Origin of the sequence: Streptomyces sp. NPDC046557 (assembly GCF_040645975.1) — a bacterium.
Lineage (GTDB): Bacteria > Actinomycetota > Actinomycetes > Streptomycetales > Streptomycetaceae > Streptomyces.
In genome coordinates this window covers 1-13,409 of the sequence record NZ_JBEYZH010000004.1, presented here as the reverse complement: position 1 = coordinate 13,409, position 13,409 = coordinate 1, and the positions used below count along the sequence as shown (strand labels likewise).

General features: G+C 70.0%; 11 protein-coding genes and 1 pseudogene. 4 read left to right on the top strand and 8 right to left on the bottom strand.

Going from position 1 to position 13,409, the window contains the following annotated elements:
* Positions 1-62 precede the first annotated feature (62 nt).
* The 7 genes from ABZ934_RS11150 to ABZ934_RS11120 form a co-directional block, all read right to left on the bottom strand.
* Positions 63-1,997 carry a beta-galactosidase gene (locus ABZ934_RS11150; RefSeq protein ID WP_361311437.1) on the bottom strand — a complete coding sequence of 645 codons (1,935 nt, stop codon included), beginning with the start codon at positions 1,995-1,997 and terminating at the stop codon, positions 63-65.
* Entirely contained in the window at positions 1,994-3,031 is a 1,038-nt protein-coding gene (locus ABZ934_RS11145) for an alcohol dehydrogenase catalytic domain-containing protein (RefSeq protein WP_361311435.1), read from the bottom strand. The genes ABZ934_RS11150 and ABZ934_RS11145 overlap by 4 nt, the downstream gene beginning before the upstream one ends.
* Entirely contained in the window at positions 3,028-3,999 is a 972-nt protein-coding gene (locus tag ABZ934_RS11140; RefSeq protein WP_361311433.1) for an inositol monophosphatase family protein, read from the bottom strand. The genes ABZ934_RS11145 and ABZ934_RS11140 overlap by 4 nt, the downstream gene beginning before the upstream one ends.
* Entirely contained in the window at positions 3,996-5,264 is a 1,269-nt protein-coding gene (locus ABZ934_RS11135; protein WP_361311431.1) for an aspartate aminotransferase family protein, read from the bottom strand. The genes ABZ934_RS11140 and ABZ934_RS11135 overlap by 4 nt, the downstream gene beginning before the upstream one ends.
* Positions 5,265-5,546: 282 nt before the next feature.
* On the bottom strand, positions 5,547-6,161 hold the full coding sequence (locus ABZ934_RS11130) for a GPP34 family phosphoprotein (protein ID WP_361311428.1): 615 nt from the start codon (positions 6,159-6,161) through the stop codon (positions 5,547-5,549).
* Positions 6,158-6,760 (bottom strand): HAD family phosphatase, encoded by a 603-nt coding sequence (locus ABZ934_RS11125; RefSeq protein ID WP_361311425.1) that lies wholly within the window; start codon positions 6,758-6,760, stop codon positions 6,158-6,160. Before ABZ934_RS11125 ends, ABZ934_RS11130 begins: the two co-directional genes overlap by 4 nt.
* Positions 6,761-6,809: 49 nt before the next feature.
* Positions 6,810-8,042: an MFS transporter gene (locus ABZ934_RS11120; RefSeq protein ID WP_361311423.1), complete on the bottom strand. Its 1,233-nt coding sequence runs from the start codon at positions 8,040-8,042 to the stop codon at positions 6,810-6,812.
* A 170-nt stretch (positions 8,043-8,212) separates the two neighbouring features.
* On the opposite strand from ABZ934_RS11120, the gene ABZ934_RS11115 reads away from it, so the two are divergent.
* Together ABZ934_RS11115 and ABZ934_RS11110 are read left to right on the top strand one after the other, a co-directional pair.
* Entirely contained in the window at positions 8,213-8,980 is a 768-nt protein-coding gene (locus ABZ934_RS11115) for a DeoR/GlpR family DNA-binding transcription regulator (RefSeq protein WP_361311421.1), read from the top strand.
* A gap of 411 nt (positions 8,981-9,391) precedes the next feature.
* Positions 9,392-10,477, top strand: coding sequence for a LuxR C-terminal-related transcriptional regulator (locus ABZ934_RS11110; RefSeq protein WP_361311418.1), 1,086 nt, complete (start codon positions 9,392-9,394; stop codon positions 10,475-10,477).
* 96 nt (positions 10,478-10,573) lie between these two features.
* Here the strand turns inward: ABZ934_RS11110 and ABZ934_RS11105 are convergent, their stop codons facing one another.
* Positions 10,574-11,227, bottom strand: coding sequence for a maleylpyruvate isomerase N-terminal domain-containing protein (locus tag ABZ934_RS11105; protein WP_361311416.1), 654 nt, complete (start codon positions 11,225-11,227; stop codon positions 10,574-10,576).
* Positions 11,228-11,308: 81 nt separating this feature from the next.
* On the opposite strand from ABZ934_RS11105, the pseudogene ABZ934_RS11100 reads away from it, so the two are divergent.
* Together ABZ934_RS11100 and ABZ934_RS11095 are read left to right on the top strand one after the other, a co-directional pair.
* Positions 11,309-12,147 (top strand): annotated as a pseudogene (locus ABZ934_RS11100) (NAD(P)H-binding protein).
* Positions 12,148-12,381: 234 nt separating this feature from the next.
* Positions 12,382-12,972 carry a TetR/AcrR family transcriptional regulator gene (locus tag ABZ934_RS11095; RefSeq protein WP_361311414.1) on the top strand — a complete coding sequence of 197 codons (591 nt, stop codon included), beginning with the start codon at positions 12,382-12,384 and terminating at the stop codon, positions 12,970-12,972.
* Positions 12,973-13,409: the final 437 nt, after the last annotated feature.

Below are 13,409 nucleotides of genomic sequence, written 5' to 3'. Positions count from 1 at the left end.
AGCCCGGGGGAGCGGGCGGCGGGAGGCGCGCTGTCAGGTACGTTCTCCCGCCGCCCGCGTTCTCAGGAGGCCCTCACGCGTGTCGCGTCGGCCTGTGCGCCGTCCCAGGTGAGGACGACGGGGGAGGTGGACGCCGACTCCGGGGTGGCCAGCCAGCCCAGGAGTTCGCCGTCGCGGGTGACGGTCACGGCGGCGGTCCCGGCGGGGAGGTCCAGGGTCCAGCCGCCTCCGGTGCCGCCTCCTGTGCCGGTACTGGCCCCGGTGACCCGCTCATCGCCGTCGGTGGGGTTGAAGGCGCCGACGATACGGACGCCCCCGGGCCCGGAGCGGCTCAGTACGCGCGCCCTGCCGTGCGCCGTCGTCCAGCGCGGCCCGTCCGGGACGGGCAGTGTGGCGGCGAACGAGGCGACGAAGGCCGAGACCGCTCCGTCGGCCGACTTCCCGGCCGGCACCGTCAACTCGTCGGGGCCGTCGGGGCTGTCGGGCTGTCCGGCGCGCAGGACGGCGACGGGGAGTCCGTCCCTTTCGGCGGCCGGCTCGGAGTGGCCGTCGAGCCAGCCCAGGCCGAGCTGCCGGCCGGAACCGGTCAACTGCTCGTGCACGGCGTCGGCGACCTCCGCGAGGACGGTGCGGCCGGTGCGCTGCCAGGCTCCCGCTTCGGGCAGGGTCCGGTCGACGAGAACCATCGCGTCGTGGTCCGGCGTGCCGGTCATCAGCAGGTCGCCGAAACGTTCCAGGAACCGGGACAGCAGGCGCAGCCCTTCGGCGTTGGCCTGGTGGGCGCCGGATTCGGCGAGCGGCGCCCCGGGGCTGTACGGCGGCGCGTGCAGGGCCGGGTCGACTCCTTCGGAGCGCAGCCCGTCGGCGTCCATGTCCACCAGATCGCCCCAGTTGCCCGTGGCGCAGGCCGTGTAGACGCTGAGGGTGGTGGAGCCCAGCAGGAGCGCCAGAAGGGCGTTGAAGACCGGGGTGGCCGGCTCGGCGAAGGTCTCGTCGGTCCAGGTGAAGCCCCAGTTGGCCTCGACCACGTCGGTGCCGCCGAGCAGGATCCCGGCCAGGTGGGAGCCGAACGCGGTGGTGTCCCGGGCCGGGTTGCCGACCCACTCCGTGTGGCCGATCAGGTGGCCGGAGCCCCGGATGGCGCGCTGCCGGGCGGCCCAGGCGTCGAGGGCGGCGCGCGGTGCGGTGAGACCGGTCAGGGGTACGTTGACCAGCCGGACCGGTCCCGCCGGGAACAGGGCGGAGATCCTGTCCCACAGGCCGACGATGGCGTAGCCGGACCACTGCGACCACAACTGCCGCAGGGCACTGGTCCACCGGGCGACGTCATCGCCGGTGCGCGCGGCCTCGTCGTGCAGACCGCGCCCGGTAAGCCAGCGGGAGAACGCCTCACGGGCGGCCGGTGAGGCGTCCTGCGCGTCCACGGGCAGGTGGGCGTCTCCAGAGGTGCCCTCGTTGCCGAGCTGGAGGGCGACCACGGGGCCGTCGGGGGCGACGGCCCCGGCGACGACCTCGTCGGCGACGGCCTGCAGCCAGGCCTCCGTCTCGGCCTGCACCTTCGGATCGAGGAGGCTGGGCAGCGGCTTGCCCTGGGAGGTCAGGACCGTGCCGTCCAGGCCCCGGTACGGGGTGTGCGGGGGGCCGCACAGCCGGTCGGGCAGGCCGCCGAGTTGAACCTCGGCGTGGATGAACGGGCCGGGCTTGAGGAGGACGCCCAGCCCGGCGTCGGCGGCCAGCTCCAGCAGCCCGACCACATCGCGCTGGGGGTCGGTCTTGCCGGTGAAGTCGAAGGAGCGGTCGGCGCCTTCACCGATCTCGTGGAACCGCCACGGCAGGTAGCAGGACACCACGTCCACGCCGAGGCCGCGCAGTTCGCGCAGGTTGGACGCCCACTTGGCGGGGTCGGCCCGGTAGTAGGGGTACTCGCCCACGACGACCGGGCGGGTGGTGCCCGGAACCAGCGCCTCGGCCAGCGCGGTGGGAGGGGACGGGCTCATGCGTCCTCCCCTGCGTGCGGCGGTACGAGGACGACCTTCAGCGCCGCGTACTCGGCGCCGGGAACGGCCGCCAGTGCCTTGAACGCCTCCTCGTGGTCCGCGAGGGCGAAGCGGTGGGTGACCACGCGCTCCAGCGGCAGCCTGCGGGCCAGCTCGACGGCCTTGGGGAAGATCATGCTGTTGTAGTCGCCCGCGCCGATGATCTGCAGCCCGCGCTGCAACAGGGCCAGTGGACGGACCGTGGCGGACGCGTTGCTGTTGAAGCCCATGATGACGACCCGGCCGCGCACGGCGGCGTAGCCGATGCTCTGCTCCAGGAGGTTGCCGACGGAGTCGACGACCAGGTCGCCGCGTTCGACGAGCGCCGGGTCGTCGGGGGTGTGGACGGTGACCCGGTCGCCGAAGTCGGGTGCGTCGAAGACCTCTTGTGCCAGCTTGCGTCGGACCGGGTCGGGCTCGACGAGGAGGACCGTGGCCCCGTGGAGCTGGGCGGCCATGGCGGTGACCACGCCCATCGGGCCGCCACCGACGACGACGGCGGTCTCGCCCGCCACGAGGCGGCCGGCCTCGATGTTGTTGAGGGCGCAGGCGAGCGGCTCGACGACGACGGCGCGGTCGAAGCTCATGCCCTCGGGTACGGCGTGGCAGAAGAGCTCGGGGAGGCGTATGTACTCGGCGAAGGAGCCGTCGTAGTCCAGTCCGACCTCGGTGCCAGCCTTGTGGCCGCAGAAGTTCCAGTGGCCCTCCAGGCAACTGGGGCAGCTGCCGCAGTACAGGGTCGGGTTGACGATGACCCGGTCACCGACGGCGAAGCGGGTGACGCCCGGGCCGGTGGCGTCGACGACGCCGACGGCCTCGTGGCCCATCACCACGCCGGTCTCGGCGGGGAACTTGCCCACGAGCACGCTGCGGTCGGTGCCGCAGATGCCGCTCTGGGTGACGCGGATGATGACGTCGTCGGCGGCCAGGGGTTCGGGCTTGGGGTGGTCGACGAGGGCGAGCGTGCGTTCGGCGGTGAGCGTCAGGGCCTTCATGATTCCTCCCTCGCGGACGCGTCGGTTCCGCGGCCGAGGTCCCAGCGGATGGATTCGAGCAGCTGCTTGTGGAGTTCGGGGGTGGCCGCCGCGATGCAGGACTTCTGGTTCATCGGGCCGAGGTCCACCAGGGAGGTGCTGCCGAGGTCGTCACCGTAGGCGTCGGTGATGACGACGCCGGCCAGCCGGGCGAGGTACACCACGGCGGCGATGTCGTAGGGGAACAGGTGCAGGATCGAGCCGCGGCCCGCCCGAAGGAACTCCTCCTCCGTGTCCGGGTGGTCGCGCAGGACGCGGTTGCCGATGTCGGCGTACGCGTCGAGCTGGCCGGTGATGATCCGGGAGATGGAGAAGGTGCTGCTGTTGAAGACGAAGATGCCGCCGGTGTTCGCCGACCGGTCGACGAGGTGACCGTACGCCTCGGTCATCAGGTCCATGGGGTGGCCGTTGAACTCGATCGACCAGAACATCCGGGTCAGGTCGGTGTTGCGGCTCAGTCGCGGCACCGGGGCGGCGAACCCCCCGCTGTCGAGTCCCTCGGCGTCGTCCCCGTAGAGCCACGCACCACTCTTGATCTCCACCAGGCATGCGGCGTCGACATCGGCGAGGGTGGGCGCCCCGTCGCCGTAGGGGGCGGCCGCGATGGACACCATGCCCATCTCCAACCCGGCCGAGGTGGGGCGGGTGCCGTCGATCGGGTCGACGACGAGGAGGATCTGCGGGTCCGGCGCGAGCTCGACGTAGGAGCCGTCCTCGGTGTACAGCGCCGTCGGTACGTCGGCGTGGGCGCGGAGGTAGTCCAGTACGGCCTTCTCGGCCACCTCGTCGACGTCGAACTGGGCGTCACCGCCCGGGGAGTCGCCGTGGACCTGTCGCTCACGGCCACCGGCCTCGTAGGCCAGCAGCTCGGAGCGGACGTACTGGCCGAGGGACGTGAGGAGCTGCTTCATCGGGTTGGCGGCGGTCATCGGGCCAGCTCCGCGAGGAAGAGGTTCTCCAGCTTGTCGCAGATCTCCTCTGCCTGGTCCATGGTGAGGATCAGCGGCGGGCGGATCTTGAGGACGTTGCCGTAGCCGTAGCGCGAGGTGCGCAGGATCAGGCCGTGGTCCATGGCCTTGGCGGCCAGGTGGTTGGTGAGCTTCACGGCCGGCTTGCCGTCCGCTTCGGCGATCTCGAAACCGATCATGAGGCCGACGCCGCGGACGTCGACGATGGCCGGATAACGGCGCTTCATGTCCGCGAGGCGTTCCATGATGTAATCGCCGGTTCGCGTGACGTTCGCCAGGAATTCCGGCTGTCGAACGATGTCGAGGGTGACGTTCGCCGCCGCGGCGGCCAGCAGATTGGCGCCGTAAGTGAAGGAATGGTGGCTCGCGGGAAGACCGGCGAGCCGCTCATTGGTGAGGATCGCCGCCACCTGGGCGCCCGACCCGCCGAGCCCCTTGGCCGTGGTGATGGCATCGGGTTCGACACCGAAATACTGGGCCGCGAACATGTGACCGGTCCGGCCGATACCCGTCTGGATCTCGTCGAATATGAGGGCGATGTTCTGCTCGTCGCAGAAGGCGCGTAACTTCTGCATGTAGCCGTCCGGCGGCACGATGTTGCCGCCGTTACCGGAAATCGGCTCGATGAGGACGGCGGCGACGCGGCCGGAACTCGCGTAATCGACGAAGTCCTCGAGGCGATCCACGCACATCAGTCCGCAGGTCTCCCTCTCCTGCCCGTAGAAGCAGCGGAAGCAGTACGGGTCGGGCACTTGGAGGCTGCCGGGAAAGAGGGTCGGGAACGGCTCCCGGCGGAACGAGTTGCCCGACATCGATGTCATCATCATCGTCTGGCCCACGTGGCTGCGGAAGAGGGTGATGACCTCGGACTTCCCGGTGGCGAGCTGCGCCATCTTGATGGCGCCCTCATTGGCGACGGAGCCACCGGACACCTTCGGGTGCACCTTGGTCAGGCTGGCGGGGGAGACCTCCACCAGTCGCTGGACGAGTCCGTTCACCGGGTCGCTCTGGTACGAGGAGGTGATGTGGATCACCTTGTCGAGCTGGTCCTTCATGGCGGCGACAACGGCCGGGTGGGAGTAACCCAGGCTCAGATTGAACGTCGCCGATGCGCAGTCGAGGTAACTCTTCCCGTCCTCGTCGTAGAGGTAGACACCCTCACCCCGCGCCATTTTGTAGTCACTGACGGGGTAATAGATGTGCTCGGTAACATCCTTGGTTTCCATCGGTCCCTCTCACGCGGGTCACTGAAAAACATCACGGGGTGGACGGCGAAAGACAACTCACGTCCGACAGGTCGGGGATGGGAATCGGCTTGATGTCGGTGGGGGCGGCCCGGAATACTTCACCCGTTTCAGACAGGGATCTCGCGGCAGCGCCTTCGGATTCATACGATCACATTCCAACGGCCCCTGACAAGTGGGGCTTTTGGGGATGTGAATCACTTCGCGCTCGGGACATGACCCCACCGGGACATGCCGCACCGGAAAGACGGACCGGGAAAGGCCCTAACCTGGAAAGGCCAAGGCGGTGGCCGAGGATCTGAGCGAGTCCGAGACCGCGGTCGCGGCCAGGGCGACGGGCACTCCGGCGGGCCCGAGAGCGGCCGCGGACCGGAGGGAGCGGCGCGCCGCCTCGGCTCGGGCGAGGTCCGGCCAGGCCGGCCCGTGCAGGCCGGTGGCGGTGAGCAGGGCGCCCGCGGCCACCGCGGTCAGGACGTCGGGGCCCGGCTCCTCGACGGCCGTACGCACCGTGCGCAGCGCCTCCCCGGGTCGCATGCGCAGGTGGCTGGGGGGCGCCGGACGGCCTGGTGGACGCGACCCGGGGTGCAGGGCGGCGAGGGCCCAAAGGCCCAGCGCGCGCACCCAGTCGGCCGGTGTCCGGTAGCCGGGGGAGGAAGAGCGGAGACGGTCCAGGAACTCGTCCAGCGCCGGATCGCCCGATCCGCCGCGACCGGTCAATCGGACGCGGTCCCGACGTAGTTCCAGCCGACCCGCCAGCGCGCCCTGCACCAGCAGGGCGCCGACGAGCCCCCGGCCGGCCTCGATCTCCCGGCGCGCCGGCGGGAAGTGGCCGTCCACGGCGGCGGCACACAGGGTGTACAGCCGGGGTGTCGCCGTCACGGCGACGCCGCCTCCAGCGCGGCGCGCAGTTCCTCTGGGGAGGTGAAGAGATGCCCCTGGAGACCCAGTTCGCGTGCCGCCCGGACGTTGTCGGCCCGGTCGTCGACGAACAGGATGTCCTCGGGGGCGAGTTCAAGGGCGCGGACGCACCACTGGTAGGCGGCCGGCTCGGGTTTGGCGCTGCCGATGCGGCAGGAGAGGCAGCGGACGGCGAATCGCTCCAGCCAGGGCTGGGTGGCCTCGTACCGGGCGGCGAGTTCCTCGGGGATGTTGGAGAGGAGCCCCAGGACGAGCCCCCGGTCGACGAGGTGATCCAGCAGTTCCACGGCGTGCGGGTCGATCTCGCTCCAACTGTCGAGATCGGCGGAGATCAGGTCCGCGGTCAAGCGGGCGTCGAGTGGGATTCCAAGCTGGGCGGATACCTTTTGCCAGTAGCCGGGTCCCGTCACCTCGCCACGGTCGTAGGGTGCGCGCTGCGACCAGTACGCCTCCCAGAAGCGCTCGGGATCGACGCCGGCGGTGCGTTCCAGCACTGCTTGCGACTCGGCGGACTGGACGCGGGCTATGACTCCGAACAGGTCGAAGAGAACGGCTTTCATGAGCTGGGCTTCCTCACGTTCCTCACCTTCATCGTGTTCCTCGTCTTCGTCAGGTTCGGGGGGTGGCGACGGCGTCGGCGTGACCCGTCTCGCGGGGCGCTTCCACCCCGCCGGGATCGGGGGCGTTGCGCCGCAGCCACAGGCTCAGGACGCCGCAGAGCAGGGCGAGGACGAACAGGACCAGCGGCACGGTCTTCACGTCCATCGTGTCGATGACTCCTCCCAGCAGCGGCGGGAAGGCCACGCCTCCGATCATGGAGGCGGCGATCACATAGGCGCCGGCCGCGGCGACGCCGGGGACGGCGCGGTTGAGCCAGGGCAGGCAGGTCGGGAAGATCGGCGCGATCATCAGGCCGACGCCGAAGTACGCGTAGGGGGCGACGGCGGGGATCGTCGCGAGGAGGAGGAAGCCGGCCATGCCCGCACAGCAGACGATCAGGATCGAGGGCGCGGACCAGCGGAGGCTGAGGGGCGCGACGACGAAGCGCCCGATGGTCATGGCCGCCCAGTAGGCGGATGTGGCGGTGGCGGCGGTGGCTGCGCCGTATCCGACGGCTTCGAGATGGGTGGGCTCCCAACCGCCGACGCCGGTCTCGATGGCGACGTGCAGGACGTAGATCCCGATGAACACCGCGATGATCGGGAGCACGCGGGGTCCGGTGGTCGTGGCGCCCGCTGCCGGGGCCGGCTGCGGCTCCCGGGCGGCCACCCCGCCCAGGGTGACCATGATCAGCAGACTGACCACGCCGATGCCGAGGAAGATCTGCGGGTACTTGTCCGCCCCGAGCCATCCGATCAGGGCCGGTCCGGCGATGGCGCCGATGCCGAAGTGGCCGTTGAGCAGGTTGAGCATGGCGGTGCTGCGGCGGCCGAAGCCGACGGCGAAAAGCTGATTGAGGCCGTAGTCGATGCCGCCGAAGCCGAGACCGATCACGAACGTGCCGACGAGGGCCAGGATCCAGTTCGGCGAAAACGCGAAGGCCGCCGCGCCGGCGGCCATGAGCACGTAGGAGCCGCCGAGCAGCACCCGGTTGTTCAGACGGCCCCGCAGGAGGTGGTAGATCAGCACACCCGCCAGCGCGCCGATGAAGTGGGCGCTCAGACTGAGCCCGGCCACGGCGGGGCTGATGCCGTACTCCTCCCGCAGGGCCGGGATCGCGGGTCCGTACAGCGCTTGTAGGGCACCGATGACCACGAACGCCACGCACGAGGCGACGATCGCGAGGTTGGTGAGGAGAGGCTTTCCCGTTCCCGGCGGGTCGGCCTCAGTGGTGGCGGACATCGCTCTCCTCATCGTTCGGATTCGCATGAACACGATCCACGTTCATAACGGCCTGAAGTTCACACTGCTCCGCTCACCATACGCAGACAGCGTGTTCGTTTCAACAGATCGCCTGTCCGTAACGCACATCCGAAGCCCTTCGGTGCCCCGTCTGTGCTAAAAGCAGACACATGAACGTGATGGAGAGGCACAAGTTCGTAGTGGGACTGCTCGTGAAGCAGAACCGTGCGACCGTCGCCGAGCTGGCCCAGGCCACCGGGGCGTCCGAGATGACCATCCGGCGCGACCTGGAGGTCCTGGAGTCCCGGGGGGCATTGCGCCGGGTGCGCGGCGGCGCCGTGAGCAGCCTGCCCGGTGGCGTCGAGCCGCCCTATGCGATCCGGGCCATGTCCGGGGCGCACGCCAAGGAGCGGTTGGCCCGCGCCGTGGTCGCGCTCCTTACCGACGGCGAGACCGTGGCCCTGGACACCGGCACCACCGCCGTGGCCGTAGCCAAGGCCATGGCCGGCCGCCAGTTCACGGTCGCCCCCCTCTCCCTGCACGCCGCGTTCGCCCTCTCCGGGCAGTCCGGTATCCAGATGGTGATGCCCGGGGGACAGGTGCGGCCCGAGGAGCTCTCGTTCTACGGCCACGCCCCGGTGCAGACCTTCAAGGACCTGTGCTTCGACACGTTCATCCTGGGTTGCTGCGGCGTCGACCCGGTCCACGGCGCCACGGCCTACAACCTCGACGACGTCCAGGTGAAGCGGGCCGCGGTGGCCGCGGCGCAGCGGGTGATCCTCGTGGCCACCGCCGACAAGATCGGCCGTAGCGCGTTGGGGCGGATCTGCTCGATGGAGCAGATCGCCCTCGTCGTCACGGATGCCCCCGCCGACTCTCCCGCCGTCGAGGTGTTGCGGGATCAGGGGGTCGAGGTGGTCCATCCGGGGAACGACTGAGCGGTGGCGCCGGAACGGGTCCGGCCGGACGTCTGGGGTTCACGTCGGTATGCCCTTCGTGCGCGGCGCACATCCGGGATCGGTGCGCCGTGTTCAGCATTCAGGAGCGGCCGCCCGTCGCCAACGGTGTTCGACCGTCGTGTTGTGGACTGTCGGAAAGACGACGGCAAGGACTTGCAGAAAATTTCAGCCGCATTTCCGCGCATCCCGGCCAATCCTGCGTAGGCGCGACGTCCGGTGATCCGCAGCGCAGGCCCCCTCAATTCCCCTGCGGGGAGCCGATGCGGGTCCGTAGGGGGCTCGCCGCCACGCCTGGGGAAGTGTGTCCGATACATGTTCCCGGGGCGGGCGCGATGGCCGGGAGTCTTCTAGCATCGCGGTCGCGACGGATGCGAACGAGAGAGCAGCGACATGGAAACAGCCGCACTGCAGCGCCCGCAGGACCGCGACCGGCCCAGAGAACTGACCGCCGAGGAGATGAACCTCTATCGTGAGTTCGCTGAACAAGGCCCCCTCCGAACCAGCCAGTTGTTCACCAACCACGCTCCCGACAGCTATCCCCGGACCCTTGAGGCACTCCTCGCCGCCGGCCTGGTCCAGCAGATCGGGCCCGACTGCTTCGCAGCAGCCAACCCTACGGACGTGTCGGAGGAGTTACTGAAACGCTGGGAGGAGCGGGTCCAGGGGGCCCAACTCGACCTGCTCCGCATGCGGGGTCAATTGGCAGAACTCGCGATCGTTCACGCCGCCCGCCAACGCACCCTCCAGGGACCGCCGTTGGAACGGATCGAGTCTCCAGCCGAACTGCAACGCATACTCGACCAACAGGCCGCCGAATGCGCCCAGGAAATGCTCGGCGCCCAACCCGGCGGCCCCCAGTCGACCGCCTCCCTGCGCCGTGCGCGCGAACGGAACCGGAACCTGCTGACTCGCGGCGTCCGTGTCCGCACCCTCTACCAGCACTCGGCCCGCTTCGACCCGGCGACCGTGCGGTACGAAGCGGAGATGGCGGATCTCGGAGCCGAGGCGAGAACGGTCTCCGGAGGCTTGCTCCGCTGCCTCGTCTTCGATCGGACCCTGCTCGTCCTCCCCCTCCAGGACGCGACGGGTGGAGCGCTGCTCGTACGCAGCCCGGACCTGGTCGCGTTCGTGGCCGAGATGATCGAACTGCTCTGGGCCATGGGAGAGCACCTCAGCAAGCCGCGCGAAAAGGCATTCATCCAGGACGTCGCGGACCAGGCGAAACGTTCCATCTTGCAGCACCTGGTCCAGGGCGATGACGACCGGGCCACGGCCCGCGCCCTGGGCATCTCCATACGCACCTGCCAGCGCCACGTCTCCGCCCTCATGCGTCAGCTCGGCGCGACGAGCCGCTTCCAACTCGGCTACCTGGCCCACCGCCACGGCCTGCTCGCATACGACGGCCCGACCCCGGCGCCCTCTGCCCTCACCCCATCGGCACCCCCGCGGCCCGAACCCACTCTCCGGCCGGCGTGAACCCGCCAGGCGCCTGCCGGTATGGTCCGCCTGCCGCCATCGTCCGCCGCCGTCCGCCGTCCGCCGTCCGGCACTTCGCCGCAGGCACCCGGCCCGCTATGTACGGGGCGTGCCGTCCCAGCGCCAGGTGGTCAGACGAGGGTGCCCGTCCAGTTCGGCGCGTCCGGTGGCCCACAGGAGGGTGGGCCAAGGATCCGTGGCTGCCGGGGCGTTCGGAAACAGTCGGCCGAGCACCCGTGAGTACAGATCGGCGGGCGGGCTCCAGGCAAGGCCGAGCCCTTGGGCCAGGTCGTGGGTGTGCACCAGGGTCTCCACGATCCCCATGGCGGCGAAGCCTTCGGCATCGGAGACGCCGAAGACGTGGTGGGCCCGAACCCGCGGGGGCGTCGCGCGTGCCATGGCGACCAGCAGCGCGCCACTGGCCTCCAGTACCTGCAGCAGGCCGCTGGGCCCCGCCGTACGGTCCGCGTGGATGACGTTCGCCGGGCCGCCGGGCCGCCGACTCAGCCACACGAATGGCACGTCGCCGTCCAAGGGCGGTGTTTTGGGACCCAGTTGGGCGGCGTAGGCGAAGAGGTCGTCGCTGAGGTGCTCGACGGTCTCCCAACAGTCCCACTCCAGCGAACCCGCCTTTCCGTCCCACGCCGATGGCGGCGCCTCGCGCAGGACCGCCACGGCGAGCTGTAGGGCGAAGTCGAGATCGTCCGGGGTGACGGGGGCCGGGAGGCTGTTCTCAGCTGATCGGGACATGGCAGGACCGTACCGCGAACTGCCGGCCCCGACCTCGCAGGCTGCAAAGCGGACCGTCGGTCCGAACACCGGAACGAACCGATGGCCGACCTGAACACCACCTTGGTCATCGGGGCCACCGGCACCACCGGCAGCCGGGTGACCGCCGGTCTCGTCGCCGAAGGCGGCCGCGTCAAAGCCGCCAGTCGAACCGCCGGCCCCGTCGAAGGGGCGCAGGCGGTCCGTTTCGACTGGAACGAGCCCGATACCTGGGGCGAGGCTGTGGCCGGCGCCGGCCGCGTCTACCTCGTCCCGCCCATCGGCTCCGCCGACCCGGCCGCGGCCATGCTGCCCTTCCTTCGCCGGGCCCGCGACGTGGGTGTGCGCCGCGCGGTGCTCCTCAGCTCCGCGGCGATACCCTCCGGAGGTCCGGTCGTGGGCCAGGTCCACCAGGCGCTACCCGGCCTGTTCGAGGAGTGGGCGGTCCTGCGGCCGTCCTGGTTCATGCAGAACTTCGTCGGCCACAGCCCTCACGCCCGCAGCATCCGCGCCCACGGCGCCATCTGGTCGGCCTCGGGGGAGGGGCGCGTCGGGTTCGTCGACGCGCAGGACATCGCCGCAGTCGCGGTACGCGCCCTGACCGACGGGCAGGCTGCCAACGGCGACCTCATCCTGACCGGGCCACAAACACTGAGCTACGCCGAGGTCGCCACGATCATCACCGAGATCACCGTCCGACCCGTGGTGCACCGTCATCTGACGTTCGAGCAACTGCGCGACCGTTGGGCGCCGAGCTACCGCTGGAGTTCGCCACCATGCTTGCCGGCATGGACCGCCGCATCGCCGCCGGCGCCGAGGACCGGGTCTCGGACACGGTCGAGCGCTTCACCGGCCGCCGAGCGGGCACGTTCCGCGCGTTCGTGGAAAGGGAGGTGGTATGACGCGGCTGTGCTCCACTCCTACGCGCGTGGGCCGGCCCGTATCCATGATGCGATCACTCCACCCCGGCGCGATCCGCCCCACGACAACGCGTATCTTCGACTGGCTCGACGACACCACCCCGACCCGTCTCTACGCGACCCGGGACGCCTGGCCGGGTGGCCGGGTGAGAGCGGCGCTGCCGGGCGCGAGCCGCCGGCCGCGCGAACCCGCCAGGCGGACCAAGAGGAGGACCCGTGACCCAGCGCCCGGAGCGAGCGGATGCCCTGCGCAACCGAGAGGCCGTCCTGGCGGCCGCGGACGCCCTCTTCGCCACCAGCGGCAGCCCCCACACCGTGTCGATGGACGACATCGCCGCGGCCGCGGGCGTGGGCAAAGGCACGCTCTTCCGTCACTTCGGCGACCGGGCGGGCCTGATCGGCGCCGTGATCGCCTCCCGTCTGGAACCCCTGCGGCACGCCGTGCGGGAAGTGTGGGACGAGGCCGGTGCGTCACCGCGGCAGCGGGTGCTGGACCTCCTCGACATCTCGCTCCGCTTCAAGATCGAGAATCGTAACCTGATGTCCGCGGCAGAAGACGCCGGGCTCAGCAGCAGCCCCTACCGGGCCGAGCACTACGGTTGGTGGCACGAAAACCTCCGCGCCGCATTGGCCCAAGTGCCCGGCACCCACGATCCGGACTACACCGCCCATGCCCTGCTGGCGGCCATCCGCGCCGATCTGGTCGCCTACCTGCTGGACGATCGGAAGAAGACGCCGGAAAGCCTGCGCGCCTCCCTCGCGGCCTACCTCGACAACGTGCTCGGCAACAGCGCCGACGCCGCCTGACGACAGTCCCGAAACTCTTCCAGGTGGGGGCCCGCCACTGTTCGAGTCCGATTACCTCCCTGTCGAACACCCAGAAATCTGTGGTGCTCGGAGTAGACATTGCGTGGCGGTGTGGTTATGGTTTCTCTCGTAATCAGCAAGGTCGAAGGGCCCGGCAGAGACGAACTGCCGGGCGGTGGTACCCGCGAGTGCAGTACAGCAGGACGGTGCGGTGGTGGGGTTTCGAAGCCAGGGTTTGTGCAGGACGGCGACGGGACCGGCGACCGGACCGGGTGGCCCGCAGTGATCAGGGGCCGCCGTGAGCAGTACCCGCAGTAGAGCAGTACGCAGTTCCCGCAGGTAAGTAGTTGATCAAGAGGGAAGAGCGGAGGGACGAGCGCCATCAGGATCGCCCGGGCGTGAGCATGAGGGCCCGGGTACCGCAGGACATCGTTAGT

Coding starts and splice junctions, on each gene's coding strand:
- ABZ934_RS11150 (WP_361311437.1), bottom strand. CDS start 1,997: ATGAGCCCGTCCCCTCCCACCGCGCTGGCCGAGGCGCTGGTTCCGGGC.
- ABZ934_RS11125 (WP_361311425.1), bottom strand. CDS start 6,760: ATGAAAGCCGTTCTCTTCGACCTGTTCGGAGTCATAGCCCGCGTCCAG.
- ABZ934_RS11140 (WP_361311433.1), bottom strand. CDS start 3,999: ATGACCGCCGCCAACCCGATGAAGCAGCTCCTCACGTCCCTCGGCCAG.
- ABZ934_RS11145 (WP_361311435.1), bottom strand. CDS start 3,031: ATGAAGGCCCTGACGCTCACCGCCGAACGCACGCTCGCCCTCGTCGAC.
- ABZ934_RS11135 (WP_361311431.1), bottom strand. CDS start 5,264: ATGGAAACCAAGGATGTTACCGAGCACATCTATTACCCCGTCAGTGAC.
- ABZ934_RS11115 (WP_361311421.1), top strand. CDS start 8,213: ATGAACGTGATGGAGAGGCACAAGTTCGTAGTGGGACTGCTCGTGAAG.
- ABZ934_RS11105 (WP_361311416.1), bottom strand. CDS start 11,227: ATGTCCCGATCAGCTGAGAACAGCCTCCCGGCCCCCGTCACCCCGGAC.
- ABZ934_RS11120 (WP_361311423.1), bottom strand. CDS start 8,042: ATGTCCGCCACCACTGAGGCCGACCCGCCGGGAACGGGAAAGCCTCTC.
- ABZ934_RS11110 (WP_361311418.1), top strand. CDS start 9,392: ATGGAAACAGCCGCACTGCAGCGCCCGCAGGACCGCGACCGGCCCAGA.